Source organism: Pseudomonas sp. FBCC-B35 (assembly GCF_059133755.1).
In genome coordinates this window covers 2,886,488-2,912,447 of the sequence record NZ_CP101439.1, presented here as the reverse complement: position 1 = coordinate 2,912,447, position 25,960 = coordinate 2,886,488, and the positions used below count along the sequence as shown (strand labels likewise).

The following is a 25,960-nucleotide window of genomic DNA, read 5'->3' as shown; positions in this document are numbered from 1 at the left end:
AAACGCGCCTAGCAAACCCATGTGGCGGTGTTGGGCTGATCGAGGTGGCGGGCCAGGTAGCCTGCGAATTCGCGGCGACTGATGGCGTGAGCACCCAGGCTTTGCAGGTGATCGGTCGGCATCTGGCAGTCGATCAGCACGAAGCCGGCTGCTTCCAGGTGTCGGACCAACGTCACGAAGCCCACCTTCGAGGCATTGTCCGCGCGACTGAACATGGATTCCCCGAAAAACAGCTGCCCCATGGCCAGGCCATACAGGCCGCCGACCAGTTCACCGTCCTGACGAACTTCGACCGAATGGGCAATGCCGCGCGCGTGCAGTTCGCAGTAGGCCATGCGCATGGGGTCGGTGATCCAGGTGCCGTTTGTATAATCGCGCGGCGCCGCGCAGGCTGCGATCACCGCGGCGAAGTCGGTGTCGAAGCTGACCTGGTAGCGGCCTTGGCGCATCCACTTGGCCAAGGAGCGCGACACGTGCAATCGGGCAGGCACCAGCACGGTGCGCGGGTCGGGCGACCACCACAGGATCGGCTGGCCATCCTGGTACCACGGGAAGCAGCCATGGCGGTAAGCCTGAACAAGCCGTTTGGGCGTCAGGTCGCCGCCTGCGGCGAGTAGGCCGTTGGGCTCTTGCAGGGCGCGGTCCAGCGCAGGGAAGGTCAAGGAATCGCGTTTCAGCCAGGTCAACATGGTCGGTCATGCGGTAGGGGAGGGGAGTGGCCAGCATGGCGCGATGGGGAAATGGGGTCAATCGCTTCACGGCCGCAGGTGGGCGATACGTGGTCGCCCACTCCACAAGCAATCGGGTTGCTTCCGCTGAATGGCGGGCCTGGGCAGGGCCGGTGTAGGCAGTGTCCCGCAGCCATTCAGGCAATTTCGGATACATTGCAGCTACGGCCGGCACCATCAGCCACATTTGCTGTCACACCTGTGCAAAAACACAGCATAAGCCTTTGTCACAGAAGACAATGCGTGCTCAAATTGCAGCTATTGGAAAGTCGCCCCCGGCCAGATCCCCAGACGGCGTGCCGCCATGGCGGCTGGCGGGCAGTAATGTTAAAAGTAGTGATCCGTTGGCTTCGGCCCTGGCCGATCACTATTGGACGCGCACCATGCGCAGGAATAGACGCGTTTTGAAGAAATCCACCGCAACCCCAGCTCCCTTGCCCGTGCCCCTGTGGCGGCAGCAGCTGCACTATCGCCTTAAGGAGGGTGCGCTGATCGCTGTCGGCGCCCTGTGCCTGTACCTGTGGATGGCGCTGCTGACCTACGACACCTCGGACCCGGCCTTCAGCCACACCGCCACCGTCGACCAGGTGCAGAATGCCGCCGGGCGAGCCGGTGCCTATTTCGCCGATATCCTGTTCATGGTGCTGGGCTACTTCGCCTACATCTTCCCATTGCTGCTGGCGATCAAGACCTGGCAGATTTTCCGTCAGCGCCACCAGCCCTGGGACTGGAGCGGCTGGTTGTTCTCCTGGCGATTGATAGGCCTGATATTCCTGGTGCTGTCCGGGGCTGCGCTGGCCCATATCCACTTTCATCCGCCGGCAAGCATCCCGTTCTCGGCCGGCGGCGCCCTGGGCGAAAGCCTGGGCGATCTGGCTCGCAACTTCCTGAACGTGCAGGGCAGCACCCTGATGTTCATCGCCCTGTTCCTGTTCGGGCTGACGGTGTTCACCGACCTGTCGTGGTTCAAGGTCATGGACATGACCGGCAAGATCACGCTGGATCTGCTGGAACTGGTGCAGGGCGCGGCCTCGCGTTGGTGGGAGGCGCGTAACGAACGCAAGCGCCTGGAAGCGCAGCTGCGCGAGGATGAGCCCGTCGTCAAGGCCAAGCCTGTGGCGCCCGAACCACGTGAGCCGGCCAAGCCTGCTCTGCGCGAGCGCTTGTTCAAGCGCGAGCCTGCGTCTGCTCAGCCCGAGCCTCGCGAGCCGACCCTGGGCGGTGAGCCTGTGACGATGCGCGACTCGGTCGCGCGTGAACCGGTTGCGCGTGACCCAGGGGTGCAGCGTGAACCTGTGATCACACGCGAACCGGCAGCGGCGCGGCCTTCGGCGCCTGCGCCTGTAGCCGCCCCGGCCCTGATCTCCAATATCGTGCCACCGTCGGCCGCCAAGGCGCCTGAGCCAGTCAAGCGCATTGCCAGAGAAACCCCGGCGCCGCAATTCATCGACAGCGCAGTGGAAGGCACCTTGCCGCCGATTTCCATCCTGGACCCGGCTGAACAGAAAAAAATCGAGTATTCCCCCGAGTCCCTGGCGGGCGTTGGTCAATTGCTGGAAATCAAGCTCAAGGAGTTTGGTGTCGAAGTGGCGGTGGATTCCATTCACCCAGGGCCTGTGATCACCCGGTACGAAATCCAGCCGGCTGCCGGTGTCAAAGTGAGCCGTATCGCCAACCTTGCCAAGGACCTGGCGCGTTCGCTGGCCGTGACCAGCGTGCGGGTGGTCGAGGTGATTCCGGGCAAGACCACTGTGGGTATCGAGATTCCCAACGAAAACCGCCAGATGGTGCGTTTCTCCGAAGTGCTCGCCACCCCGCAATACGACGAACAGAAGTCGCCGGTCACCCTGGCCCTGGGCCACGATATCGGCGGCAAGCCGGTCATCACCGACCTTGCAAAGATGCCGCACTTGCTGGTGGCGGGTACGACCGGCTCGGGTAAGTCGGTGGGCGTGAACGCGATGATTCTGTCGATCCTGTTCAAATCCAGCCCCGAAGATGCGCGCCTGATCATGATCGACCCGAAAATGCTCGAGCTGTCGATCTACGAAGGCATCCCACACTTGTTGTGCCCCGTGGTCACCGACATGAAGGACGCGGCCAATGCCCTGCGCTGGAGCGTGGCGGAAATGGAGCGGCGCTACAAATTGATGGCCGCCATGGGCGTGCGCAACCTGGCGGGCTTCAACCGCAAGGTCAAGGATGCCCAGGAAGCCGGCGAAATCATTCACGACCCGCTGTATCGCCGCGAAAGCATGGAGGATGAGCCGCCTGCCCTGAAGACGCTGCCGACCATCGTGGTAGTGGTGGACGAATTCGCCGACATGATGATGATCGTCGGCAAGAAGGTCGAGGAACTGATCGCGCGCATCGCGCAGAAGGCGCGGGCTGCCGGTATTCACTTGATCCTGGCGACCCAGCGACCGTCGGTGGATGTGATCACCGGTCTGATCAAGGCCAACATCCCGACGCGCATGGCGTTCCAGGTGTCGAGCAAGATCGACTCGCGTACCATCATCGACCAGGGCGGTGCCGAGCAACTGCTGGGCCACGGTGACATGCTGTACATGCCGCCTGGCACCAGCCTGCCGATTCGGGTCCATGGCGCATTCGTGTCCGATGACGAAGTGCACCGGGTGGTCGAGGCGTGGAAACAGCGCGGTGCCCCTGACTACAACGACGACATCCTCAACGGTGTCGAAGAAGCCGGCAGCGGCTTTGAAGGTAGCAGTGGCGGTGGCGATGGCGACGATTCCGAAAGCGATGCGCTGTACGACGAAGCCGTACAGTTCGTGCTCGAGAGCCGCCGCGCGTCCATTTCGGCCGTACAACGCAAGCTAAAGATCGGCTACAACCGGGCGGCCCGCATGATCGAAGCCATGGAAATGGCTGGCGTGGTGACTCCGATGAACAGCAACGGCTCGCGGGAAGTGATCGCCCCGGGCGGCCCGCGCGATTGATATCACCCTGCCGGGCGCCAACGGTGGTGTCCGGCCCCCTTCAACGCTTAATGAGGATTCCCATGCGCGCTATTCGCATGCTGTTGGTTTCGGCCCTTGCCCTGGGCCCGGTCTCGGCGTTCGCCGGCGAGCAGGATGTCCAGCGCCTGACCCAGTTGCTGGAAAAGTCGCAGACCATCGAAGCCAATTTCTCCCAGCTGACCCTGGATGCAGGCGGCACCAGCCTGCAGGAAACCACCGGCAAGATGACGGTCAAGCGCCCAGGCCTGTTCTACTGGCACACCAATGCGCCCCAGGAGCAGGTGGTGGTATCGGACGGTAAGAACGTCACCCTGTGGGACCCTGACCTTGAGCAGGCCACCGTCAAGAAACTCGACGTGCGTCTGAACCAGACGCCGGCGCTGCTGCTTTCCGGTGATGTGTCGAAGATCAGCCAAAGCTTCGATATCGTCTCCCGTGAGCAGGGCGATGTGATGGACTTTACCCTCAAGCCCAAGACCAAGGACACGCTGTTCGACTCGCTGCGTGTATCGTTCCGCAAGGGCCTGATCAATGACATGCAGCTGATCGACAGCGTTGGCCAGCGCACCAACATCCTGTTCAATGGGGTCAAGGCCAACCAGACGGTAGCGGACAGCACCTTCAAGTTCGACATCCCCAAAGGTGCGGACGTCATCAAGGAGTAACCAGAGCCAGTCATGGACCTGTTTAGAAGCGAACCTGTCGCCCAGCCCCTGGCCGCCCGTCTGCGCCCGTCCAACCTGGACGAGTATGTCGGCCAGGAGCACCTGCTTGCCCGCGGTAAACCGCTGCGTGAAGCACTGGAGCAGGGTGCGCTGCACTCCATGATCTTCTGGGGCCCGCCGGGGGTTGGTAAGACGACCCTGGCGCGGCTGCTGGCGCAATTTTGCGACGCGCATTTCGAAACGGTGTCGGCGGTACTGGCCGGCGTGAAGGAAATCCGCCAGGCGGTGGAAGTGGCCAAGCAGCAGGCCGGCCAGTACGGGCGCCGTACCATCCTGTTCGTCGACGAAGTGCACCGGTTCAACAAGTCTCAGCAGGATGCCTTCCTGCCCTTCGTGGAAGACGGCACCTTGCTGTTCATCGGTGCTACCACCGAAAACCCGTCTTTTGAATTGAACAACGCGCTGTTGTCACGGGCGCGTGTCTACGTGCTCAAGAGCCTGGACGAGCCCGCGCTGCGCAAGCTGGTGGACCGCGCCCTGACCGAGGAGCGGGGGCTTGGCAAACGCAACCTGCGCGTTGGCGACAAGGCCTTCGACATGCTGAGGGCCGCCGCCGATGGTGACGGGCGACGCATGCTCAATTTCCTGGAAAATGCCGCTGACCTGGCCGAAGACGGCAGTGAAATCGACGTTGATCTGCTGCAAAGCCTGCTTGGAGACAGCCGTCGCCGGTTCGACAAGGGCGGGGAGGCGTTCTATGACCAGATATCAGCGCTGCATAAATCCGTGCGGGGTTCGGACCCTGACGCGGCGCTCTACTGGTTTGCACGCATGCTCGATGGCGGCTGCGACCCCCTCTACATTGCGCGCCGGGTCGTGCGCATGGCCAGTGAGGACATCGGCAACGCCGACCCCCGCGCCTTGAGCCTGTGCCTGGCAGCATGGGACGTGCAGGAGCGGCTGGGCAGCCCCGAAGGTGAACTGGCAGTGGCACAGGCCATTACCTACATCGCTTGCGCTCCGAAGAGCAATGCCGTTTACATGGGCTTCAAGACCGCCCTGCGCGAAGCGGCGGAGCACGGTTCGCTGGAGGTGCCGCTGCACTTGCGCAACGCGCCGACCAAGCTCATGAAGCAGCTGGGTTACGGCGATGAGTACCGCTATGCCCACGACGAACCGGATGCCTACGCAGCCGGTGAAGACTACTTTCCGGAGGCGCTGGAGCCGCGCCAGTATTACCAACCGGTGCCGCGCGGGCTCGAGCTCAAGATTGGCGAAAAGCTCCGGCACCTGGCCGAGCTTGATCGCAGCAGTCCGCGACAGCGGAGAAAACCATGATTACGCTGATCGCCGCCGTCAGTGCCGGTGGTATCGCCGGTACCCTGTTGCGCTTTGCCGCAGGCAATTGGGTCGTCGCCCACTGGCCGCGACACTTCTATATAGGTACGCTTGCCGTCAACTTGGTGGGCTGCTTGTTGATCGGCCTGCTGTACGGCCTGTTCCTGCACAAACCCATGGTCCCGGCCGAGTTGCGGGCGGGTTTGATCGTGGGTTTTCTGGGCGGCCTGACCACGTTTTCCTCATTTTCGCTGGACACCGTACGCTTGCTGGAAAGCGGGCAGGTGCCTCTGGCGTTGGGTTATTCGGCCATCAGCGTCGTGGGCGGGCTGCTCGCGACCTGGGCGGGATTGTCCCTCACTCGATTCTGACCAACACCTACACATAACGAGAGAACGATATGCTCGATTCCAAACTGTTACGCGGCCAACTTCAGGAAGTGGCGGATCGCCTGGCCTCCCGTGGCTTTAGCCTGGATGTCGCGCGCATCGAATCACTGGAAGAGCGCCGCAAGGCGGTACAGACCCGTACCGAGCAACTGCAGGCCGAGCGTAATGCCCGTTCCAAATCCATCGGCCAGGCCAAAGCCAAGGGCGAAGACATTGCACCGCTGATGGCGGATGTGGAACGCATGGCCAATGAGCTGGCCGCCGGCAAAACCGAGCTCGACGGTATCCAGGCAGAGCTGGACAGCATCGTGCTGACCATCCCCAACCTGCCCGATGCCAGTGTGCCGGTCGGTGCCAGCGAAGACGAGAACGTCGAAGTGCGTCGCTGGGGCACCCCCAAGGCGTTCGATTTTGAAATCAAGGACCACGTCGCCCTGGGCGAAATCAGCGGTGGTCTGGACTTCGAGGCGGCGGCCAAGCTGTCTGGCGCGCGTTTTGCCGTGCTGCGCGGCCCGATTGCACGCCTGCACCGCGCACTGGCGCAGTTCATGATCAACCTGCACACCGGTGAGCACGGCTACGAGGAGCACTACACCCCGTATCTGGTGCAGGCGCCAGCCCTTCAGGGCACCGGCCAGCTGCCCAAGTTCGAGGAAGACCTGTTCAAGATCACCCGCGAAGGCGAGGCGGACTTCTACCTGATCCCGACCGCCGAGGTGTCGCTGACCAACCTGGTGGCTGGGGAAATTCTCGACGCCAAGCAACTGCCGCTCAAGTTCGTGGCGCACACACCGTGCTTCCGCAGTGAAGCCGGTGCCTCGGGCCGAGACACCCGCGGCATGATCCGCCAGCACCAGTTCGACAAGGTCGAGATGGTGCAGGTGGTGGAGCCCGGCAAGTCGATGGAAGCGCTCGAAGGCCTGACGGCCAATGCCGAGCGTGTGCTGCAACTGCTCGAGCTGCCGTACCGTGTGTTGGCCCTGTGCACCGGTGACATGGGCTTTAGCGCCGTCAAGACGTTTGACCTGGAAGTGTGGGTGCCCAGCCAGGACAAATACCGCGAGATCAGCTCGTGCTCCAACTGCGGCGACTTCCAGGCCCGCCGCATGCAAGCGCGCTGGCGCAACCCGGAAACCGGAAAGCCGGAGCTGGTGCACACCCTGAACGGCTCCGGTCTGGCCGTGGGCCGCACGCTGGTCGCGGTGCTGGAAAACTACCAGCAAGCCGACGGTTCGATCCGAGTACCCGAAGTGCTCAAGCCCTACATGGGCGGCGTTGAGGTGATCCGCTAAATGGACTACCTGCCGCTGTTCCACAAGCTGCAGGGCGCCTTGGTGCTGGTGGTTGGTGGTGGCGAGATCGCATTGCGCAAGGCGCGTCTGCTGGCCGATGCTGGCGCCGCGCTGCGCGTGGTGGCCCCGGAAATCGATGGCCAGCTGGCCAGCATGGCGCGCGAAGGCGGTGGCCAGGTCCTGGTGCGCGGTTACCAGCCGGGGGACCTCACAGGTTGCCGGCTGGTGATCGCCGCCACGGACGATCCTGGGCTCAATGCCCAGGTTTCGGCCGATGCCCAGGCCCTGAGTTTGCCGGTCAACGTGGTCGATGCGCCGGCGCTGTGCACGGTCATCTTCCCGGCCATTGTCGACCGCTCGCCTTTGGTGATTGCCGTGTCCAGCGGGGGCGATGCACCGGTCCTGGCACGCTTGATTCGGGCCAAGCTCGAAGCCTGGATTCCTGCTGCCTACGGTGAATTGGCCGGGTTGGCGGCGCGTTTCCGACACACCGTCAAGTCGTTGTACCCGGATGTGAACCAGCGCCGGGGTTTCTGGGAGACCGTCTTTCAGGGGCCGATTGCCGAACGGCAACTGGCCGGGCAGGGCGCAGAGGCCGAGCGGTTGTTGCAGGCGATGGTCGATGGCGCGCCGGTGCAGCAGGGCGGCGAAGTCTACCTGGTCGGTGCCGGCCCGGGTGACCCGGACTTGCTGACCTTCCGCGCGCTACGGTTGATGCAGCAGGCCGATGTGGTGCTGTACGACCGCCTGGTAGCGCCTGCGATCATCGACATGTGCCGTCGGGATGCCGAGCGCATTTATGTGGGCAAGCGTCGTGCAGAGCATGCCGTTCCCCAGGACCAGATCAACCGGTTATTGGTGGACCTTGCCCAGCAGGGCAAGCGGGTGCTGCGCCTGAAGGGTGGTGATCCGTTCATTTTCGGCCGTGGCGGCGAGGAGATCGAGGAGCTGGCCGAGCACAATATCCCGTTTCAAGTCGTGCCGGGCATCACCGCTGCCAGTGGTTGTGCCGCTTACGGCGGCATCCCGCTGACCCACCGCGATCATGCCCAGTCGGTGCGCTTTGTCACTGGGCACCTGAAGGACGGTAGCAGCAACTTGCCTTGGGACGACCTGGTCGCGCCTGCCCAGACGCTGGTGTTCTACATGGGCCTGGTCGGCTTGCCGACTATCTGCGAAGAACTTATCCGCCATGGGCGGGCAGCGAGCACCCCGGCCGCCTTGATCCAACAAGGCACGACGCGCAACCAGCGTGTGTTCACCGGCACCCTGGCCGACTTGCCCGCCCTGGTCGCACGCCACGAAGTGCATGCGCCTACCTTGGTGATCGTGGGTGAGGTGGTGCAGCTGCGTGAAAAGCTGGCGTGGTTCGAGGGGGCACAGCACGGTTGACAGTCTGCGGACGCTTTGGGGATGAGCGAGGCAGTTGTCCCTAACATCCGCAAGCTTGCAGATCGAGTCCACCCCCCCCCACCTGTGGGAGCGCCCCGGCAAGGCCGCTTGTGTCTTGATTAGAGATTAGAATCTGGAGTGAGAGCGGTGAATGGCAAGCTGAAGGCCGCAGGTGCCTTGAGCACGAGTGGGAGCACAAGCTGCCATTCACCGTTCCACTTTGGCGAGAGCCCGAACAGTTGGACGCGGCTCTGATCTCGAATCACAAGCGTGGGCCAAGCCAAAGTCCTCTCACAGTGTTGAGTTTAGGAGATTTAGGCGATGGTTTCCTACCTGGGTATCGATGTTTCTAGTCTTTCGCTTGATGCTGCGGTACGGCCTCAGGGCACCAGACTTCATGTAAGCAATGATCCGGCGGGATTCGAAGCGTTGCTCGATGGCCTTTGCGGTCTCAGCATAAAGCGTGTTCTGCTGGAGGCCACAGGTGGCTATGAGCGTAATATCCTGAGGTTCTTGCAGGACGCGGGCTACAAGGTCATACGCGTCAATCCCAGGCGAGCCCGAGCGTTCGCAGAATCCATCGGAGTCAAAGCCAAGACCGACGCCATCGATGCCGAAGTACTGGCCCACTACGCTGAGGTCATTCCAGACCAGCCCACCCTGCGGATCAGCCCGGAGCGTGCGCTGTTGCGAGAATTGCTGCAGCAACGTGATCGGCTGGTTCAGCAGCGTGATGACGACCGCAGGCGCCTGAAACAGGCGCAGTTCAGCGCGGTGTCCGACTTTCTGAAAGCCAACCTTCAGCACTTCAAGTCGCAGATCAAGCTGATTGAGCAAGCGATCAGCCAGCAAACGGAAGCCCTGAAAGATGAACGGGTTACTCAGCTGGTCCAGGTCAAAGGCATTGGGCTGGTAACGGCGGGCAAGCTGATAACACTTCTGCCAGAACTGGGGCGTGTAGAGTCCAAAGAAATAGCCTCGTTGGTCGGGGTGGCGCCTTTTAACCACGACAGCGGAAAATCTGTGGGCAAACGCTCTATCTCGGGCGGGCGGTTTGAGGCCAGGCGATCGTTGTATATGTCATGCCTTGTGGCGATAAAGTACAACCCAGCACTCAAGGCTCGTTATGAGGCGCTGCGCGGACGCGGAAAAGTTGCCAAGGTCGCCCTCGTAGCCTGTATGCGGGTATTGATCGTACGGCTCAATGCCATGCTAAGGACGGGCAAGCCTTGGCTTGATCTGGTCTTGCCACAGCCTATGCGGACCTAGAGCAGGAAGCCGACGTAACTCATACAGGAGCAGGCTTGCCCATCAATCCAATACCGCGCTGGATGGCACGGGCTTCGCCCGTGGCCGCGCGACAAGCGCGCCCCCTGGGGGGGCGGGCTAGATTTTAAATAAATCGGGCAAGACAGTTGCTCCCACAGAGGCTGCGTGAATACGGACAACCGTGGCCTAGAACAATGGCACGGTATAGCTGACGGTCACCCGGTTCTGATCCTGTGCCCACTCGCTGGGCAATCCACTGCGTAGCATGCCGTTGCGCCAGCTCAAGCCCAGCCCCTTCAGCGCACCGTCCTGCACCACATAGTCCAGGGCGATGTCACGTTCCCACTCCTTTTCATCACCGCCGGCAGTGGTGCGGATGTGCGTGCCCTTGAGGTAGGTGAGCGAGGCAATCAGGCCAGGCATGCCCAATGCCGCAAAGTTGTAGCTGTATTGGCCGAAGGTGGTGCGTTCACCTGCACGGGTGAAACTGGTCACCAGCCGGTCGGTGAACAGATACAGGCTCGAGCCCGCTGCGCCTTCGCCCGTATTGCCCTGGTTGATCTGCACGAAGTTGCCACTGTCCGAGACCCGCTGATGGCCAAGCAACACCGAGTGGCCACCAATGGCGTAAGTGAACATGGCACTCCAGGTATCATTGTCGATCTTGCCTGCGGTGTCGCCCAGGCCGGTGACGCGATACCCCGCCGCGCGCCCGCTGGCCGAGTCGTTGCGTCCATCGGCGTCGGTCTTGAAGTAGCGCAGGTCGGTGGTCAGTGACTGGTTGTCGCTCAGGGCCCAGGTGTGCACGAGCCCCGCAAAATGCTGGACGTAGTAATCCTCCAGCTGGGCGCCGTAATATTGCAGCTTCAAGGCGGGGGTGAGCTGGTAATCAGCCCCGGCAAACACAAACGCATTACTCTCGCGTGTACCGCCTGCCACGGCCAGGCCTGAGCGGTTGGTCGAGCCACGGCCGGTGGTGTGCTCCAGGCGACCCCCGGTCAGGGTCAGGCCATCGATTTCTTTGGAGGTGACGATCCCGCCTTCGAAGGTCTGTGGCAGCAAGCGCCCATCGTTGGCCACCAGAATCGGTAGTTTCGGTTGCAGCGTACCGTAGCGTGCCTCGGTCTGCGAAAAACGGACCTTGCCGGTCAAGCCCAGGCGACTCCATTCGTCCACCGCGCTGCCATCGCTGGCATCCGGGATCATCGAACTGCCTCGGTGATTGCCTGCACCGCCATCCAGGCGTAGGCCCAGCAAGCCGAGGGCGTCAACGCCAAACCCCACGGTGCCGTCGGTGAAACCCGACTTGTAGTCGAGCATGAAACCCTGCGCCCATTCGGCCGTCTTGCTTTGGCCGGCAGGGCCGGGGCGGTCGCGGTAATCGTTGTTGAAGTAGTAGTTGCGCAGGTGCAGGTTGGCTTTGCCGTCCTCGATGAAGGCCGCCTTGGCAGCCGGAACGGCCAAGGTGGTCAAGGTGAGTAGGTACAGGGGCACGTAGGGCGTTCTTGTCATTGTTTTCTTCCTGAGGGTGATAGGCGCCCAGGTAGCGGGCGCAAAGGGTGCTGCAGGGTGGGCAATCAGTCCGGCAGCCACTCCTGCAGGGTGAGCTCCACGGTGATGAAGGACAGGTTGCGGCCCCGTTGCAGGCAGCCGGCAAAGAGCTTGCCATCGGCGTCGGCGAGCACTGCCTGAAGGTGGCTTCGGCCGGCGATGACCTCACCGCTCAGGCTGAGGATCTCGATACCGGGCCCGGGTACATGAATGGCTTGATGTCCGCGCTCACCGTGGTAGCGCAGTTCGCCGTCGATCAGGCTGCCCAGCCCGCCACGGACCACGGCGCAGGCGATGCCGTGGCTGGCGCAGAGGGCTTCGGCGCTGTCGATCACATCTTCGTTGGGCTTGAGGCGGGCGACCACCAGCCGCCCGAGGCGGCCTTGCTGGACCTGCGAGGTAGTCGTGGACAGGGCAGGTGTCATGAGGCCTCCTTGATCACAGGGTGCAGCAGGTTGAAGTGGGTCTCGGTGTCAGGCTGCACCTGGTAGGCGACGTGCTCGAACAGGCATAGCCGCAGCACCAAGGGTTCGCTACCGACCACGACCCGCTGCAATACCAGGTGCCCACCGTGCTGTTGCCCAAGGCTGTCGAGCATGCCGGCGTGGCAATGCAGCAACGGGGCACCGCTGGCATCCCTGCCGACAGTCAAGGCACCGCTGATGAACGTCACAGGGCCTGTGAGCTCCACGGGCTTGCCATAGTCGTAAGGGCGTTGGCTGTCGCTCGTGGTCACCATGCGGTGGTAGGCCAAGGCGCACGCGCTGCCCCACAGCACGCGGCCGACCGCGCTCTGGTAGCGACAGCGCTCAAGCACCGCCAGCAGGCTGTCGGCCACCTGGCTGCCGGACGCAAGTTCCACGCGCAGTTCCTGGCTGCACGCCACTTCACAGTCGAGCAGCCGGGGTAGGCGGGCCGGGCCTGCGTGCTTGAAGTGGCGCACCCCGCTGCGCAATTCGAAATGGGGCCTCATGCCGGTTGCTCCGTGCCAGTCTCGAGCAACGTGCGGATGTGTTTCTTGACGATCTTGCCGTAGCCAGACTTTGGCATCTCATGCCAGCGCACGAACTGCTTGGGCCATTTGTAGCGCGCCAGGCGCGGCTCCAGGTGCGCGAGCAGTTGCTCATCGCTGACCTCGGCCGTGGTAACGATCACCGCGCAACCGCATTCGCCCCATTTGTCGTCTGGCATGCCGAGTACGGCCACTTCGTTGACGGCAGGATGGGTCAGCAACGCTTCCTCCACTTCGCGTGGATACACGTTCGAGCCACCGGAGATGTACATGTCCGAGGCGCGCCCGGTGATGAACAGGTAACCGTGCGCGTCCACATGCCCCAGATCGCCGGTATGGAACCAGCCATGGCGGAAGCATTCGGCGTTGGCCTGAGGGTTGTCGTAATAGCCGGCGAACACGGCCGGGCCGCGCACGCAGATTTCGCCGTCCGTACCCGTGGGCAGCTCGTGGCCTTTGTCGTCGAGAATGGCCACCTGCATGCCGGTGCGCGGGTAGCCGCAGGAACCGACCTTGGCCTGGGGGCCATCGTCGGCATCATGGCAGTCGGCGGGCAGCACCGTGATGTTGCCGGTGACCTCGCCAAGGCCGTAATACTGGACCAGCACCTTGCCCAATGTGCGCAGCGCATGGCACTGGTCCGCGCGGTACATGGGGGCGCCTGCGTAGATGACGTAGCGCAGGCTGCTGTGATCGTAACGGCTGATGGCCGGGTCTTCGGTGAGCATCTTGACGATGGTCGGTACCGTGAACAGGTTGTCGATACGGTGCTGCTGCACCAGGCGCCAGGCCTCGTCGCAGTCCAGCCGGTCCCCGACAGGGAGCACGCAAGCAGCACCCCGGGCTACGTTGACCAGTGCATGAATACCGGCCCCGTGGGACAAGGGGGCCAGTACCAGCGAACGTGACTGCTGGCTCAGGCAGGGCATCAGGTCGGCCAAGTGGTTGTTGACCACGAACGCCATTTGCCCGTGGGTCAGTACCCCTGCCTTGGGGTGCCCGGTGGTGCCCGAGGTGTAAAAGAACCAGAGCGGGTCGTTATAGTTCACCTCGGCAGGGCGAAACCCTGGCTGAAGCTGGGCGCCTTCATCGAGCAGGGCAGCGTAGGCCAGTTCACCCGGGCGTGGCGCCGCCATTGCAATTACGGTCTGCAGTGCCGGTGATGCCTGTCGCACAGCGTCCACATAATGGCCGAAACCCTCGTCGTAGAGCATCGCTACTGCGCCGCTGGAACTGCCCAGGTAGGCGGCTTCGGGTGGGGTGATGCGCACATTGGTGGGCACCCAGACCATACCCAGGCGAAAGGCCACCCAGGCACTTTCGAACAGCGGCAGGTTGTTGCGCGAGTGCACCAGCAAGCGGTCGCCCTTGCCCAAGCCGCGTGCACGCAGCGCGGCAGCGATGCTGTCAACACGGTGCAGCAGTTGGCGCCATGACACCTGGTGATCGCCGCGAATGAAGCCTGGCAGGTCAGGCAAACGCCTAGCCACCTGGGCCAGCAACTCCCCCAGGTTCATGACATTGTCGATTCCGTTCATCGCACGCTCTCCAGAATGCTCACGTAGTTGGTCACGGCGGCCCCGCCCATGTTGAATACGCCGGCTCGGTCTGCGCGCGGCAGTTGCATGTCGCCGGCCTGGCCGGTGAGCTGCATGGCCGCCATCACGTGCATCGAGACGCCGGTCGCACCAATGGGATGGCCCTTGGACTTGAGGCCACCGGAAGGGTTGATCGGGAGCCTGCCGTCCTTGCGGCTGACGCCGTCGGCGATTACCCGTGCGCCTTGACCGCGTTCGGCCAGGCCCATGGCCTCGTACTCGAGCAGTTCGGCGATGGTGAAGCAGTCATGGGTCTCCACCAGGGACAGGTCGTCCAGCGTCAGGCGCGCCTGGCTCAGCGCCTGCTGCCAGGCACGTGCAGCGCCTTCGAATACCGTGGGGTCGCGCCGTGACAATGGCAGGAAGTCGTTGACCTGGACGGCTGCGCGAAAGCGAACGGCCTGGCCGCTCCCGGTGGGTTGATCGCCCCGGCTGATCACCAGGGCGGCCGCGCCGTCGCTGATCAGTGAACAATCACTGCGCTTGAGGGGCCCCGCCACGAAGGGGTTCTTGTCCGAGGGTGTGCGGCAGAAGTCGTAGCCCACGTCGCGGCGCATGTGCGCATACGGGTTGAGCGCGCCGTTGGCGTGGTTCTTGGCGGCGATCATGGCCAGTGCGTCGGACTGATCACCATAGCGATCGAAGTAGGCGCTGGCGATGTTGCCGAACACCCCGGCAAAGCCGTTCTCGATGTTGGCTTCTTCGGGCGTGTAGCAGCACTTGAGCAGGATCTTCCCCACCTCGGCCGTGGGCAGGCTGTTCATCTTCTCGAAGCCCACTACCAGGGCATGGCGCGATTGTCCGCTCAGCACGGCGTGCAAGGCCGAGTGAATCGCCGCTGAACCGGTGGAGCAGGCGTTCTCCACGCGCACGGCCGGAGTGAAACGCAGTGCTGGCAGGTGATTGGCGAGCAGGGCGGACGGGAAGTCCTGGTAGAGAAAACCTGCATTGAAGTGGCCGACGTGTACCGAATCGATCTGCTGTGCATCGAGCCCTGCGTGATTCAGGGCGCCGAGGGCCGCGTCAGCCATCATGCGCTCGGGGTCGATGTCGGGAAACTTGCCGAAGGGGGCGTGGTACCAGCCGTTGATGAGGGGTGAATGCATGAGAGTAATCCTCGCTCGGGGTTGGCGAGGTCGAGGGCAAGAACGGTGCCAGGCCTGCGGCAAGCGCTCTGCCACGCGCATTCGTGGCACGTTCGACGGTGGCGACGGGTAGCGAGCACGTGCTACAGGTGTCGCCTTGACTTGGCAAGCGACACCCAAGGGAGACACCTGTTACACACTCAGGCAGTGGCGAGATGCCCACTGGCACAGCAAGACGCGTCAGTGGATTTTATTTAGCATTTTAAAATCAAGCAGTTAAGCGCGTATGGCGGATGCCCACTACGCTACACCGTACATCCGCTTGAGTGTGGCACCTCTATTGCAAAGTCATCTGCACCATCGCCGTATCCCACTCGATCAATAAGAACAAATAGGTCAGGAGAGCTTCATGAGCGATTTCACCCGCCGTTCCTTCATCAAGACGGCCTCCCTGGCATCGGCGGCCGTTGCCGCTGCCGGCCTGGGCCTCTACAGCACTGGTGCCCGGGCTGCCGACTTCAAACTCAAGTTTGCCAACAACCTGCCCATCAGCCACCCCATGAACGTGCGCGCCCGGGCCATGGCCAAGGCCATCAAGGAGGAGACCAACGGCGCCTTGGTGGTGCAGGTATTTCCAAGCAGCCAGCTGGGCAGCGACACCGATACCCTTGCCCAGGTGCGCTCCGGGGCGGTCGATCTGTTTTCCCTCTCGCCCGTGATCCTGGGCACCATGGTGCCGTCGGTGCAGATAAGCGCCGTAGGCTTTGCGTTCAAGGATTACCAGCAGGTGTGGAGCGCCATGGACGGTGCCTTGGGTGAGCATGTGCGCGCTGAGATCGCCAAGACCGGCACCCTGTTCGCATTCGACCACATGTGGGACAACGGCTTTCGCGTTACCACCACCAGCACCCGACCGGTCGCGAGCCCGGACGACTTGCGCGGCATGAAACTGCGTGTTCCGCCCAGCCCGATCATCATGTCGATCTTCCGCGCTCTGGAAGCTGCGCCGACCAGCATCAACTTCGCCGAAGTGTATTCGGCCTTGCAGACCCGGATCGTCGAAGGGCAGGAAAACCCCATGACCCTGGTGTCGACGGCCAAACTTTACGAAGTGCAGAAATATTGCTCGCTGACCAACCATGTGTGGGATGGCTTCTGGATGCTCGGCAACAGTGCCTCGATCGGGCGCCTGCCGGCGGATATGCAGGCGATCCTGCGCAAGCACATCGACGCGGCGGTGATAGGCCAACGCCAGGACCTGGCCAAGCTCGAAGGCAGTACCCGCGATACCTTGAAAGGACAAGGCCTGGAACTGGTCGAGGCGCCTGCCGATCCGTTTCGCGACAAGCTGCGCAGTGCCAATTACTACGCCGATTGGCACGACAAGTTCGGCGACCAGGCCTGGAGCATCCTTGAACAATACGCCGGGAAGCTGGCGTGATGCGCGCGCCAGCGCTTCCGGCCTCCACCGCTTCGCAGCGCCTGCCGGCCCGGGTGCTCATCTGCCTCAACCAGTGGGCCATGCGCCTGGTGGGCGTGATCGCGGTTGCCCTGATGGTGATCGAGACCTGCGTGCTGCTGGCCGGCGTGATTGCCCGCTACGTGCTGCATAGCCCATTGATCTGGTCCGACGAACTGGCCTCGTCGTTGTTCATCTGGCTGGCGATGTTCGGCGCCGTACTGGCGCTGGACCGCGGCGAGCACATGCGCATGTCGGCGCTGGTCAACAAGCTGCCGCAGGCCTGGCGCGGTTTCAGCGAAACCTTGTCGGCGCTGATCGTCTGCCTGTTCGTGGCGATGATCATCTCGCCGGCCATGCAGCATTCCCACGAACAGATGTGGATCACCACCCCGGCGCTGGGCATTCCCGATGGCGTGCGTGCTGCGGCGCTGCCCGTTGGAGCGGTGCTGATGCTGCTGGCGGCCGTCGCGCGCATGGCCCGTTATTCGACCGTGCGCCAGTTCATGGCCGGGTTGGCAGTCGTGGCTACGGTAGCCGCCGCTTTGTGGCTGGCGCAGCCGGTACTGGCAGCGATGGGCAACTACAACCTGGTGGTGTTCTTCCTGGTGCTGCTGGGCGCCTGCGTGTTCGGCGGCATCCCCATTGCCTTTGCGTTCGGCACGGCGACCATGGCTTACCTGGCCCTGGCGACCCACGCGCCCCTGTCGATCGTGGTCGGTCGCATGGACGAAGGCATGTCGCACATGGTCCTGCTGGCCGTGCCGCTGTTCGTGTTGCTGGGTGTGGTGCTGCAGTTGTCGGGCATGGCCCGCACGCTCATCGACTTCATGGCCTCGCTGCTGGGGCACGTGCGTGGCGGTCTGCAATACGTGCTGTTGGGGGCGATGTTCCTGGTGTCGGGTATTTCAGGGTCGAAGGTTGCCGACATGGCGGCAGTGGCCCCGGCGCTGTTTCCTGAAATGAAGCGGCGCGGATCCAAGCCTGAAGAGTTGGCAGCGCTGTTGTCGGCCACAGGGGCGATGACCGAGACGATTCCGCCAAGCTTGGTGCTGATCACCATCGGTGCGGTGTGCAGCGTGTCGATCACGGCGCTGTTCATTGGCGGGTTGATGCCTGCGGTGGTGGCCACCCTGGCCATTGCGGTGGTGTGCTGGTGGCGCTCGCGCAAGGACGAAGCGCCGGCGATTGCGCGGGCACCCTTGTCCCGCGTGGCCAAGACGTTCCTGGTTGCCCTGCCGGCTCTGGCGCTGCCGTTGCTGATCCGGGTGGCGGTGCTGGAAGGGGCGGCCACCGCGACCGAAGTCTCGACCATCGGTGTGGCCTACGTGGTGCTGGTGGGGCTGGTGATGCACCTGTTCATGCGCCATATCGAATGGCGCCGGCTGTACCCGATGTTGCTGGAAGCGGCGGCCTTGTCCGGGGCGATCCTGCTGATCATCGGCATGGCCTCGGCGATGGCCTGGGCGCTGACCCAATCGGGCTTCTCGCAGTCGCTGGTAGAACTGATCGAGGACATACCCGGCGGGGTGATGGGGTTCATGGTGGTGACCATCCTCACCTTCCTGATTTTGGGCAGTGTGCTGGAGGGTATCCCGGCCATCGTGCTGTTCGGCCCGCTGATGTTCCCCCTGGCCGAAATGCTCGGCATCCACCCGGTGCACTACGCCATGGTCGTGATCCTGGCCATGGGCATCGGCTTGTTCGCACCGCCTTTGGGTGTGGGTTTCTACGCTGCGTGCGCCATCAGCAAGACGTCATCCGATCATGTCATTCGCCGCGTCTGGGGGTACCTCGGGGCGTTGCTGGTGGCGCTGGTGATCGTTGCCTGTTTCCCGTGGATTTCCATCGGTTTCCTTTAAGAGAGCGCTGACATGAGCCAATTTGCGAAAAAGACTTTGCCTGCAACTGCCGTGGGCCGCGTGGCGCTGGTCACCGGTGCGGCCATGGGGATCGGCGCGGCCATCGCTGAACGCCTGGGGCATGATGGCCACACGGTGGTGGTGGCCGACATCGACCTGCAGGCTGCCGAGCTTAGGGTGGAGGGGTTGCGCGAGCAGGGCATCGATGCCTTGGCGCTGGTGATCGACATTGGTGATGCAGCGTCGATCACGGCCTTGTTCGATGAGCTGCGCGCGCGCTGCGGGCGCTGTGATGTATTGGTCAACAATGCCGGTATCGCTCGCACCCAGTCATTTCTGGACACGGACCTGGAAGGCTGGCAGCGGCTGATGAACGTCAACCTGACCGGCACACTGCTGTGCAGCCAGCACGCTGCGCAGGTGATGCGCGAACACGGGTGGGGACGCATCATCAACGTTGCCTCCATCAGCGGCATGCGGGCGAGCATGGGGCGCACCGCGTATGGCACGTCGAAGGCAGCGGTGATCGGCCTGACCCGGCAGATGGCCATCGAACTGGCCGAGCATGGCATTACGGTAAACGGCATTGCCCCGGGCCCGGTGGACACGCCCTTGACGCAGACACTGCATTCTGCGGCGACACGCGAATCCTATGCCCGTGCGGTGCCTTTGCGCCGTTATGGCACACCGGCGGAGATGGCGGGGGCGGTGGCGTTTCTTGCGTCCGATGATGCGTCCTACATCAGTGGGCATGTGATCCCGGTGGACGGGGGGTTCATGGCGTCCGGGATTCTGGAGATTTGAGCGGGGGCTGCCGAGCAGCCCCAGGATTTCGGCCTCACATGACAATTCGCCGGCTTCCAGATCAGTTCCTCACTGCTCTGCGCCGCGTTGCGCCTCATCCTCTCGAGTCGCCTGTTCCCCGGCTTGCAGGGCCGTCTCGACGAAGGTGGCAATGCAGGGGTTGTGGTTGTCGGCCTTCCACACGGCCACCACTTCGATGACCGGTGCTTCGCGCAGGGGCCTGAAGCTGGTGCTGGCCAGGCGCATGTTGCGCATCGACCGGGGGACCATAGCCACCCCCAGGCCTTCGCCCACCAGGTTGACGATGGTCTGCTGCATATTGATCTCAAGGCCGATGTTCGGGGTGACCCCATGCTGGAGGCAGTAGTTGCAGATCATGTCATGCAGGGCAGGAGCAATACGCCGTGGCACGATGATGAAGGTTTCACCGGCAAGCTCACGTGGCTCCACAACGGTTTGCTCGGCCAGGCGGTGGCCGGGCGGCAGTACCAGGGTCATTTCCTCGCGGTATAACGTGACGGTTTCCAGGCCCGTGCAGTCCTGAGGCCGGTACATGATCGCTACATCCTTGTTGCCGCTGGTGATGTCCTGAGCCAGGTCCAATGGCAGCGTCTCGGTCAATTTCAAGTTCACCTGGGGAAACAGCGCGGCATAACGGCGGGTGATCGCCGGTGTGATGCTGTAGGCGGTGGACATCATGAACCCCACGGAAAGCGCCCCCGCCGCACCGCGCGCGGCGGCCAGTGCATTGCGCTTGGCTTGCTCGAAGGCGGCGAACACCGTGCCGGTGTCGAGGTAGAAACGCTGGCCGGCCTCCGTCAGCTCGACCCTGCGCCGTGAACGGTCGAACAGCTTGACCCCCAGTTCTTCTTCCAACAGCGCGATCTGCCGCGACAGCGGTGGCTGTGAAATATGCAAGCGCTCGGCCGCGCGGCCGAAGTGAAGGGTTTCGGCCAGCGTGCGGAAATACTGCAGATGCCTCAGCTCGATCATGATGCTCTCGAAGGTATCAGTCGATGCATGATTATGTATTGGAAAATATAACTGCGCCTCCCTAATGTGAACCGTGCAACGTCATTCGGCCCAGGCGGTGTCACAAGCCCGCCCGTCGACATAGTCAAAAGCTATAGAACAAGAAAAAAGGTGACGCTAATGACCGCTTGTAACCCTGCCGTGCGTGCGCCCCAACCCGTCGTGGAGGCGTGCAACATCGCTCAAGACAGTGACCCTGGAGTGCGCCAGGCCTTCAACCGGGCCTTGCGGCTGATGGAGCGTGGCATCGCCGTACTGATCCGCGGAGAGACCGGTACCGGCAAGGAAATCCTCGCCCGCGCTCTGCATGCACACAGTCTGCGCCGCGCGGCGCCATTGGTGGCGCTCAATTGCGCATCCATTCCCGAAACCCTCATCGAAAGCGAGCTGTTCGGCTACAGCCGCGGGGCGTTTTCGGGTGCTCTGCCGGGCGGCAAGAAAGGCAAGGTTCAGCAAGCCGATGGCGGCGTGCTGTTTCTCGATGAAATCGGCGACATGCCCCTGGAACAACAAACGCGCCTGCTACGGGTGATTGCCGAACGTGAGGTGACGCCCCTGGGTGCCGAGCGCAGCATCCCGGTCAACTTCGCACTGGTCTGCGCGACGCACCAGGACCTCTCGGCGCGTGTTGCCGAGGGCAGTTTCCGCGAGGACCTGTTCTATCGCATCGCCACAGGCGTAGTGCAGTTACCGCCGCTGCGCGAGCGTCAGGACCGTGGTGAGCTGCTGTGCAACATGGTGGCCCATGAGCTTCCAGGCTGTGACCCTCGCCAGGTACTGGCGCAGGTGTGGAGTTTGCTGATGGCCCATACCTGGCCTGGGAATCTGCGCCAGATGCGGGCGGTCGTGCGCTACGCATGCGCAGTGATGGAAGGCCCGCGTATGCTGCGCAGCGACCTGCCGCTGGACGTTCTCGAGCAGTGCCAGGCCCCGGCTGCGTTGCCTGCCAACATCACACCCATCCGCCGGGCGGCCCCGTCAGGCGATGAGCGCAGTGACGTGTTGCACGCTTTGCAGAGCTGCCACTGGAACATGTCGGCGGCGGCCCGCGCTCTGGGGATTTGCCGGCCCTCGTTGTACCGGGTGATGCGCCGGCTGGACATTCCCCCGCTCAAGGAGCAGTTGGCGCTCGGCGCCTGCGGCACCGCCTGATGCCCTGACCCTCCAACACCTTTGACGACCGCCTGCTGCCAATGAGCAGGCGCGCCTGGCTGCGGCCACTTTCGATGGATGACGATCATGAGCACTCCCGTTGTGCATGCTGCACTCAATTTCACCCTGACCGGCCGCACGGCCCTGGTAACGGGCGCTGCCCGTGGCATTGGCCATGCGATCGCCATGGCACTGGGCCAGGCCGGTGCACGAGTAGGGGTGTGCGATTTGGATGCCGAGGCGGCCGAGGCGGCTGCGGCTCGGTTGCGAGAAGTCGGGATCGAGGCTGTTGGGGTGGGAGCGGATGTTGCCGATGAGGCCCAGGTGCAGGCTATGGTGGGCCAGGTGCAAGCTATGTTGGGAGGGGTCGACATCCTGGTGAACAACGCAGGGATCGTTTCGACCGGCCCCTTGCTGGAGGTCACCACTGCGGAATGGAACCGGGTAATGGCCATTGACCTGAACAGCGTGTTTTTCTGCGCCAAGGCCGTGCTGCCGGGCATGATGGCGCGCCAGAGTGGGCGCATCATCAATATCGCGTCGGTGGCAGGCAAGCGTGGGGGGGGCTTGCTGGGCAATAGCTGCTACGCGGCAGCCAAGGGCGCGGTGATCGCGTTGACCAAAGGGCTGGCGCGAGAAGCCGGCCCCTATGCCATCACCGTCAATGCCGTGTCGCCGGCGCTGACCGACACCGAGATGACCAGCGCGCTAGCGCCTCAGGCCAGGGCCGAAGTGCTCGCACAGATGCCGCTTGGCCGCGCCGGCACGCCGCGCGACATCGCCGCCGCCGTATGCTTCCTGGCCTCGCGGGAGGCCGGGTTCGTGACCGGCGAGATCATGGACGTCGATGGCGGGTTCATGCGCGACTGATGCCATCTGGCCAGGGCACAGGCTGATTCAGCTCCCACCCCATATACCCTTCCCGGGCAAGCGAGCGCGATCGTGGGGCAGGCTGAAGTCCAACAGCGGCCCCTTTGGCACGATCCCGTTGGGGTTGATGGTGGTGTGGCTGAGGTAGTAGTGGTTCTGGATGTGCTGCATGTTTACCGTGTCGGCTACCCCTGGCCATTGGTACAACTCCCGCAGCCAGTGGGTCAGGTTGGGGTAGTCGCTCAGACGGCGCAGGTTGCACTTGAAATGGCCGTGGTAAACGGCATCGAAGCGTACCGCCGTGGTGAACAGGCGTACGTCGGCCTCGGTGAGGTACTCGCCTGCCAGGTAGCGATGTCGGCTGAGCACGTCTTCGAGGTGATCCCACTCGCTGAACACCTCGTCGAAGGCCGCTTCGTAGGCCTGCTGTGTCGTCGCGAAGCCGGCGCGGTAGACGCCGTTGTTGATCGCCGGGTAAATGCGTTCGTTCAAGGCGTCGATGTCCGCTCGCAACGGCTGCGGGTAGAAGTCGAGCAGGTTGCCGGTCAGCGAATTGAAGTCATGGTTGAACATCCGCACGATCTGCGCCGACTCGTTATTGACGATGCGGTTTTCGTGCTTGTCCCACAGCACCGGCACCGTCACGCGGCCAGTGTAATGGGGATCGTCCTGGGTGTAGCGCTGGTGCAGGTACTTGAGCCCATCGAGGTGATCGCCGGATGAGCCGTTCTGACGGTCGAAGGTCCAGCCGTCACCTTGCATCAGCCAGCTGACCACCGAGACGTCGATCAGCGGCTCAAGGCCTTTGAGCGCGCGCATGATCAGGGTGCGATGCGCCCAGGGGCAGGCCAGCGAAACGTACAGGTGGTAACGACCCGGCTCGGCGGCAGGCAGCGGGTTGCGCCGCTGCGAGTCTTCACGCTTGAACGCGCCGTCCTTGCCGTTTTCATACCACTGGTCATGCCAGCGACCGTCGACCAACAGGCCCATGATGAGCTCCTTAACAAAAGCGATTTGTCGTTGGAGCTCAGTCTAGAGAAAGACGTTCGAACCAATAGCGCAAAGAGTGGGGCGGTATGATCGGTTAAATCGATCGATCGCGATCAGCCCACCACCCTTGCGCGTGGGCAAACGCCTGCTCGCGGTCTTGCCCCAACCCGCGAAGCGCCAGCGCCATTGTGGCCAGCACCGCTTTTTGGGCATAGCTGTCTTCAACTTCACCACGCCAGAAGGCCAGCATGTGCTCGGGCTCAAGCGATGCCGGCTTGACGTGCCGACGCTCGCTCAGCGCAGGCCATTCTTCGTCCCAGGCCTTACCGTCAGTGGTGCCGTAGAGATGGCTGATGACATCCGGGTTGATCTCGATTTCGCCACCGTCACCTTTGATCACTACCGCATGATCGCCCAACAACCGACTGGCCTCGCGGTGTACGGCCTGGTAACCCGGGTGGAAGATGCTCTGCAGGCCACAGCGTGCGCCGAGCGGGTTCAGCACCCGTGCGAGGGAATGGATCGGCGAGCGCAGGCCCAGGGTGTTACGCAGGTCGATCATGCGCTGAAGTTGAGGCGCCCAGTCCTGCAGTGGGAAAAAAGCCAGGTGGTGATGGTCCAGGGCCTCACTGACAGCCTGCCAATCGCGGCACAGGGGAATGTGCAACAGCGCGAGCAGTTGCTCGCTGTACAGGCGGCCTGCGGTGTGCGCGCCGCCGCCGTGCATCAGGATACGCACCCCATTGCCGGCCAGACACTTGGCCGCCAACAGGTACCACGGCAAATGGCGCTTCTTGCCGGCATAGCTCGGCCAGTCGATGTCCACTGCAATGGCAGGCGCTTGCAGGTGCGTGCGCAGCGCTTCGGTGAAGCCGGCGAGCTCTTCTGCGCTTTCTTCCTTGTGCCTTAGCAGCATGAGGAAGGCGCCCAGCTGCGCGTCTTCGACTTTACCTTCCAGCAGCAAAGCCATGGCTGCGCGGGCTTCTTCGCGTGTCAGGCCGCGCGCGCCACGCTTGCCTTTGCCAAGGATGCGTACGTACTCGGCGAAGGGGTGTTCAGCGGGGGTTTCCAGGGTCAGTGGGCGAGGGCTGGTCATATGCAATTGGTCGGCTTGGGCAGGCCCGCCAGCTTGGCGGCAAGTTTGGCGGGAGTGCCATTGAACAGGCGATTCAGATGGGCGCTGTTGCCCTTTTCCGGGCCCAGCTTGAGCGCTGCGTATTTGATCAGCGGGCGCGTGGCGGGCGAGAGCTGGTACTCCTGGTAGAACGTTCGCAGCAATGACAGGATTTCCCAGTGGTCAGGCGTCAGGGCAATACCTTCGCGGGTGGCCAAGCCTTGCGCGGTGGCCGGTGACCAGTCCTCAAGGTTGACCAGAAAGCCGTCCTTGTCCAGGACAATGGCCTTGCCTTCGATATCGAGCGTGTTCATAACCAGCTGTTGACCTTGTCATGGTGCAGGGACAGCGCAACGAAGCCTGGGTAGTCGACCGTCGTTGCCAGCGAGGAAGAAATGGCCCTGGCTTGCATGTCTTCTTCCAGGGCATAGAGGCGACCGACCAACTCGGCCTGCTCCAGCAGACGCAAAGGCTCGCTGCCCGAGAGCAGGGCGTAGACCGCATCGCCACACAGCAGTACGGCGTCTTCGCTGCCCAGCAAGCGCAGGCAGCTGTGAAGGCGTTCGTCACCAAACGGGGAGTGGGCTATTACATGCAGGGTTGTCATCAGAGCGTCACCACTTGGTCGAACTGTGCGATCAATGCCGCAAGCTGCGCATCGTCGAGTACCTCTACCGGCAGGCCAAGGCTTGCGTGGGCCATGCCGCGCCGTGCCAGGCTGTGGCCACAGGCGTATAGCGCGTCCACGCCGAACATGGGCAATGCCTGCAGGTTCGCCGCCAGGTTTTTTTGCTCAAGGGCGGTGGGGTGCTGGTCGCAGGCAAGCTGGAACACGCCATCGTCCAGAAACAACATGCCCAGCGGCAGATCGAAGGCGCCGCCGGCCAGGACGATATCCAGCGCTTCGCGAGCAGATAGCCCGCTCCAGGGCGCCTGGCGACTGATGATCAACATGGACTTGGCCATTCAATCGCCTCCAAAGCAGATCAGCCGGTCGGCCGTTTGCGCGGCTTCATGCAGCTGACCGAGCCCGGACAGTTCATAGGGTTGCTGCAGGTTGACGGCAGGGCGCTGATAGCGGCTGGCTTCGCGTTCGTCCAATACGCCACGGCGCAGGGCAGCGGCGATGCACACCACCGCATCCAGCTGGTTGGCCTGTAGGAACGTGCGCCATTGCTGCGCGATGTCCTGTTCGTCCTGAGGGGCTACCACATTGGATGAAGCACTGTGCACACCGTCCTGGTAGAAGAACAAGCGGGTGATGCCGTGCCCGGCAGCCAACGCTGCCTCGGCAAAGCGCAGCGCCCGGCGGGAAGCGGGCGCCTGTGCGGGGGAAAACACCGCGATAGCGAATTTCATGGCGAACTCGTGCTATGG

Annotated in this window: 25 protein-coding genes; 12 read left to right on the top strand and 13 right to left on the bottom strand. The window is 63.0% G+C overall.

Annotated features, from left to right (window positions below):
• Positions 1 to 8 precede the first annotated feature (8 nt).
• Positions 9 to 689, bottom strand: coding sequence for a leucyl/phenylalanyl-tRNA--protein transferase (gene aat, locus NMB38_RS13360; RefSeq protein ID WP_494354804.1), 681 nt, complete (start codon positions 687 to 689; stop codon positions 9 to 11).
• Between the two features lie 443 nt (positions 690 to 1,132).
• On the opposite strand from aat, the gene NMB38_RS13355 reads away from it, so the two are divergent.
• The 7 genes from NMB38_RS13355 to NMB38_RS13325 all read left to right on the top strand — a co-directional run bounded on the left by NMB38_RS13355 (position 1,133) and on the right by NMB38_RS13325 (position 10,054).
• Positions 1,133 to 3,688, top strand: a complete 2,556-nt coding sequence (locus NMB38_RS13355; RefSeq protein WP_178102866.1) for a DNA translocase FtsK — start codon at positions 1,133 to 1,135, stop codon at positions 3,686 to 3,688.
• 62 nt (positions 3,689 to 3,750) lie between these two features.
• On the top strand, positions 3,751 to 4,374 hold the full coding sequence (lolA, locus tag NMB38_RS13350; protein WP_027916184.1) for an outer membrane lipoprotein periplasmic chaperone LolA: 624 nt from the start codon (positions 3,751 to 3,753) through the stop codon (positions 4,372 to 4,374).
• A 12-nt stretch (positions 4,375 to 4,386) separates the two neighbouring features.
• Positions 4,387 to 5,712, top strand: a complete 1,326-nt coding sequence (locus NMB38_RS13345; RefSeq protein WP_027916183.1) for a replication-associated recombination protein A — start codon at positions 4,387 to 4,389, stop codon at positions 5,710 to 5,712.
• Positions 5,709 to 6,083, top strand: coding sequence for a fluoride efflux transporter CrcB (gene crcB, locus NMB38_RS13340; protein ID WP_027916182.1), 375 nt, complete (start codon positions 5,709 to 5,711; stop codon positions 6,081 to 6,083). The genes NMB38_RS13345 and crcB overlap by 4 nt, the downstream gene beginning before the upstream one ends.
• Before the next feature lie 29 nt (positions 6,084 to 6,112).
• Positions 6,113 to 7,393 (top strand): serine--tRNA ligase, encoded by a 1,281-nt coding sequence (gene serS / locus NMB38_RS13335; RefSeq protein ID WP_027916181.1) that lies wholly within the window; start codon positions 6,113 to 6,115, stop codon positions 7,391 to 7,393.
• Positions 7,394 to 8,785 (top strand): siroheme synthase CysG, encoded by a 1,392-nt coding sequence (gene cysG, locus NMB38_RS13330; protein ID WP_028686533.1) that lies wholly within the window; start codon positions 7,394 to 7,396, stop codon positions 8,783 to 8,785.
• A 321-nt stretch (positions 8,786 to 9,106) separates the two neighbouring features.
• Positions 9,107 to 10,054: an IS110 family RNA-guided transposase gene (locus tag NMB38_RS13325; RefSeq protein WP_059183221.1), complete on the top strand. Its 948-nt coding sequence runs from the start codon at positions 9,107 to 9,109 to the stop codon at positions 10,052 to 10,054.
• A 186-nt stretch (positions 10,055 to 10,240) separates the two neighbouring features.
• On the opposite strand, the gene NMB38_RS13320 is transcribed toward NMB38_RS13325, so the two are convergent.
• The 5 genes from NMB38_RS13320 to NMB38_RS13300 all read right to left on the bottom strand — a co-directional run bounded on the left by NMB38_RS13320 (position 10,241) and on the right by NMB38_RS13300 (position 15,321).
• The gene (locus NMB38_RS13320) at positions 10,241 to 11,566 is read right to left on the bottom strand and encodes an OprD family porin (protein ID WP_132578199.1); all 1,326 of its coding nucleotides are present in this window, start codon (positions 11,564 to 11,566) and stop codon (positions 10,241 to 10,243) included.
• A gap of 65 nt (positions 11,567 to 11,631) precedes the next feature.
• Complete coding sequence (locus NMB38_RS13315) at positions 11,632 to 12,030, bottom strand: PPC domain-containing DNA-binding protein (RefSeq protein WP_027916178.1); 399 nt, start codon at positions 12,028 to 12,030, stop codon at positions 11,632 to 11,634.
• Positions 12,027 to 12,578 (bottom strand): PCC domain-containing protein, encoded by a 552-nt coding sequence (locus NMB38_RS13310; RefSeq protein WP_104926325.1) that lies wholly within the window; start codon positions 12,576 to 12,578, stop codon positions 12,027 to 12,029. The genes NMB38_RS13315 and NMB38_RS13310 overlap by 4 nt, the downstream gene beginning before the upstream one ends.
• Positions 12,575 to 14,155 (bottom strand): acyl-CoA synthetase, encoded by a 1,581-nt coding sequence (locus NMB38_RS13305; RefSeq protein ID WP_197873737.1) that lies wholly within the window; start codon positions 14,153 to 14,155, stop codon positions 12,575 to 12,577. The genes NMB38_RS13310 and NMB38_RS13305 overlap by 4 nt, the downstream gene beginning before the upstream one ends.
• Entirely contained in the window at positions 14,152 to 15,321 is a 1,170-nt protein-coding gene (locus tag NMB38_RS13300; protein WP_049695770.1) for an acetyl-CoA acetyltransferase, read from the bottom strand. Before NMB38_RS13300 ends, NMB38_RS13305 begins: the two co-directional genes overlap by 4 nt.
• Positions 15,322 to 15,709: 388 nt before the next feature.
• On the opposite strand from NMB38_RS13300, the gene NMB38_RS13295 reads away from it, so the two are divergent.
• Genes NMB38_RS13295 through NMB38_RS13285 form a run of 3 tightly spaced genes read left to right on the top strand, consistent with a single transcriptional unit; the run spans position 15,710 to position 19,425 of the window.
• Positions 15,710 to 16,741 (top strand): TRAP transporter substrate-binding protein, encoded by a 1,032-nt coding sequence (locus tag NMB38_RS13295; RefSeq protein WP_028686529.1) that lies wholly within the window; start codon positions 15,710 to 15,712, stop codon positions 16,739 to 16,741.
• On the top strand, positions 16,741 to 18,621 hold the full coding sequence (locus tag NMB38_RS13290) for a TRAP transporter large permease (protein WP_282478696.1): 1,881 nt from the start codon (positions 16,741 to 16,743) through the stop codon (positions 18,619 to 18,621). Before NMB38_RS13295 ends, NMB38_RS13290 begins: the two co-directional genes overlap by 1 nt.
• Before the next feature lie 12 nt (positions 18,622 to 18,633).
• A complete protein-coding gene (locus NMB38_RS13285; RefSeq protein ID WP_042139069.1) occupies positions 18,634 to 19,425 on the top strand; it encodes an SDR family NAD(P)-dependent oxidoreductase in 792 nt (263 codons plus the stop codon).
• Between the two features lie 69 nt (positions 19,426 to 19,494).
• Here NMB38_RS13285 and NMB38_RS13280 read toward each other — a convergent pair whose 3' ends face one another.
• Positions 19,495 to 20,418 (bottom strand): LysR family transcriptional regulator, encoded by a 924-nt coding sequence (locus tag NMB38_RS13280; RefSeq protein WP_042139073.1) that lies wholly within the window; start codon positions 20,416 to 20,418, stop codon positions 19,495 to 19,497.
• 159 nt (positions 20,419 to 20,577) lie between these two features.
• Between NMB38_RS13280 and NMB38_RS13275 the strand changes: the two genes are divergently transcribed.
• Positions 20,578 to 21,609 carry a sigma-54-dependent Fis family transcriptional regulator gene (locus tag NMB38_RS13275; RefSeq protein ID WP_282478695.1) on the top strand — a complete coding sequence of 344 codons (1,032 nt, stop codon included), beginning with the start codon at positions 20,578 to 20,580 and terminating at the stop codon, positions 21,607 to 21,609.
• Positions 21,610 to 21,696: 87 nt separating this feature from the next.
• On the top strand, positions 21,697 to 22,479 hold the full coding sequence (locus tag NMB38_RS13270; RefSeq protein ID WP_033695162.1) for an SDR family NAD(P)-dependent oxidoreductase: 783 nt from the start codon (positions 21,697 to 21,699) through the stop codon (positions 22,477 to 22,479).
• 27 nt (positions 22,480 to 22,506) lie between these two features.
• Here the strand turns inward: NMB38_RS13270 and NMB38_RS13265 are convergent, their stop codons facing one another.
• From NMB38_RS13265 to tusD, 6 genes are all read right to left on the bottom strand, one after another.
• A complete protein-coding gene (locus NMB38_RS13265) occupies positions 22,507 to 23,469 on the bottom strand; it encodes a glutathione S-transferase family protein (protein ID WP_028686526.1) in 963 nt (320 codons plus the stop codon).
• A 94-nt stretch (positions 23,470 to 23,563) separates the two neighbouring features.
• Complete coding sequence (locus NMB38_RS13260) at positions 23,564 to 24,565, bottom strand: glycosyl transferase family protein (RefSeq protein WP_145279824.1); 1,002 nt, start codon at positions 24,563 to 24,565, stop codon at positions 23,564 to 23,566.
• Positions 24,562 to 24,897, bottom strand: a complete 336-nt coding sequence (locus NMB38_RS13255; protein WP_145279822.1) for a TusE/DsrC/DsvC family sulfur relay protein — start codon at positions 24,895 to 24,897, stop codon at positions 24,562 to 24,564. Before NMB38_RS13255 ends, NMB38_RS13260 begins: the two co-directional genes overlap by 4 nt.
• Positions 24,894 to 25,190, bottom strand: coding sequence for a sulfurtransferase complex subunit TusB (tusB, locus tag NMB38_RS13250; RefSeq protein ID WP_027916166.1), 297 nt, complete (start codon positions 25,188 to 25,190; stop codon positions 24,894 to 24,896). The genes NMB38_RS13255 and tusB overlap by 4 nt, the downstream gene beginning before the upstream one ends.
• Positions 25,190 to 25,549: a sulfurtransferase complex subunit TusC gene (tusC, locus tag NMB38_RS13245; protein ID WP_027916165.1), complete on the bottom strand. Its 360-nt coding sequence runs from the start codon at positions 25,547 to 25,549 to the stop codon at positions 25,190 to 25,192. Before tusC ends, tusB begins: the two co-directional genes overlap by 1 nt.
• Positions 25,550 to 25,942 carry a sulfurtransferase complex subunit TusD gene (gene tusD / locus NMB38_RS13240; RefSeq protein WP_027916164.1) on the bottom strand — a complete coding sequence of 131 codons (393 nt, stop codon included), beginning with the start codon at positions 25,940 to 25,942 and terminating at the stop codon, positions 25,550 to 25,552.
• Between the last annotated feature and the right edge of the window lie 18 nt (positions 25,943 to 25,960).

What these genes read in the sequence shown, in the direction of transcription:
- NMB38_RS13345 (WP_027916183.1), top strand. Translation starts at nt 4,387, where the DNA reads ATGGACCTGTTTAGAAGCGAACCTGTCGCCCAGCCCCTGGCCGCCCGT.
- NMB38_RS13260 (WP_145279824.1), bottom strand. Translation starts at nt 24,565, where the DNA reads ATGACCAGCCCTCGCCCACTGACCCTGGAAACCCCCGCTGAACACCCC.
- NMB38_RS13325 (WP_059183221.1), top strand. Translation starts at nt 9,107, where the DNA reads ATGGTTTCCTACCTGGGTATCGATGTTTCTAGTCTTTCGCTTGATGCT.
- NMB38_RS13315 (WP_027916178.1), bottom strand. Translation starts at nt 12,030, where the DNA reads ATGACACCTGCCCTGTCCACGACTACCTCGCAGGTCCAGCAAGGCCGC.
- NMB38_RS13255 (WP_145279822.1), bottom strand. Translation starts at nt 24,897, where the DNA reads ATGAACACGCTCGATATCGAAGGCAAGGCCATTGTCCTGGACAAGGAC.
- NMB38_RS13310 (WP_104926325.1), bottom strand. Translation starts at nt 12,578, where the DNA reads ATGAGGCCCCATTTCGAATTGCGCAGCGGGGTGCGCCACTTCAAGCAC.
- NMB38_RS13300 (WP_049695770.1), bottom strand. Translation starts at nt 15,321, where the DNA reads ATGCATTCACCCCTCATCAACGGCTGGTACCACGCCCCCTTCGGCAAG.
- lolA (WP_027916184.1), top strand. Translation starts at nt 3,751, where the DNA reads ATGCGCGCTATTCGCATGCTGTTGGTTTCGGCCCTTGCCCTGGGCCCG.
- serS (WP_027916181.1), top strand. Translation starts at nt 6,113, where the DNA reads ATGCTCGATTCCAAACTGTTACGCGGCCAACTTCAGGAAGTGGCGGAT.
- NMB38_RS13265 (WP_028686526.1), bottom strand. Translation starts at nt 23,469, where the DNA reads ATGGGCCTGTTGGTCGACGGTCGCTGGCATGACCAGTGGTATGAAAAC.
- NMB38_RS13280 (WP_042139073.1), bottom strand. Translation starts at nt 20,418, where the DNA reads ATGATCGAGCTGAGGCATCTGCAGTATTTCCGCACGCTGGCCGAAACC.
- NMB38_RS13305 (WP_197873737.1), bottom strand. Translation starts at nt 14,155, where the DNA reads ATGAACGGAATCGACAATGTCATGAACCTGGGGGAGTTGCTGGCCCAG.
- NMB38_RS13320 (WP_132578199.1), bottom strand. Translation starts at nt 11,566, where the DNA reads ATGACAAGAACGCCCTACGTGCCCCTGTACCTACTCACCTTGACCACC.
- tusC (WP_027916165.1), bottom strand. Translation starts at nt 25,549, where the DNA reads ATGGCCAAGTCCATGTTGATCATCAGTCGCCAGGCGCCCTGGAGCGGG.
- aat (WP_494354804.1), bottom strand. Translation starts at nt 689, where the DNA reads ATGTTGACCTGGCTGAAACGCGATTCCTTGACCTTCCCTGCGCTGGAC.
- NMB38_RS13285 (WP_042139069.1), top strand. Translation starts at nt 18,634, where the DNA reads ATGAGCCAATTTGCGAAAAAGACTTTGCCTGCAACTGCCGTGGGCCGC.
- NMB38_RS13295 (WP_028686529.1), top strand. Translation starts at nt 15,710, where the DNA reads ATGAGCGATTTCACCCGCCGTTCCTTCATCAAGACGGCCTCCCTGGCA.
- tusD (WP_027916164.1), bottom strand. Translation starts at nt 25,942, where the DNA reads ATGAAATTCGCTATCGCGGTGTTTTCCCCCGCACAGGCGCCCGCTTCC.
- NMB38_RS13290 (WP_282478696.1), top strand. Translation starts at nt 16,741, where the DNA reads ATGCGCGCGCCAGCGCTTCCGGCCTCCACCGCTTCGCAGCGCCTGCCG.
- NMB38_RS13270 (WP_033695162.1), top strand. Translation starts at nt 21,697, where the DNA reads ATGAGCACTCCCGTTGTGCATGCTGCACTCAATTTCACCCTGACCGGC.
- crcB (WP_027916182.1), top strand. Translation starts at nt 5,709, where the DNA reads ATGATTACGCTGATCGCCGCCGTCAGTGCCGGTGGTATCGCCGGTACC.
- NMB38_RS13275 (WP_282478695.1), top strand. Translation starts at nt 20,578, where the DNA reads ATGACCGCTTGTAACCCTGCCGTGCGTGCGCCCCAACCCGTCGTGGAG.
- cysG (WP_028686533.1), top strand. Translation starts at nt 7,394, where the DNA reads ATGGACTACCTGCCGCTGTTCCACAAGCTGCAGGGCGCCTTGGTGCTG.
- tusB (WP_027916166.1), bottom strand. Translation starts at nt 25,190, where the DNA reads ATGACAACCCTGCATGTAATAGCCCACTCCCCGTTTGGTGACGAACGC.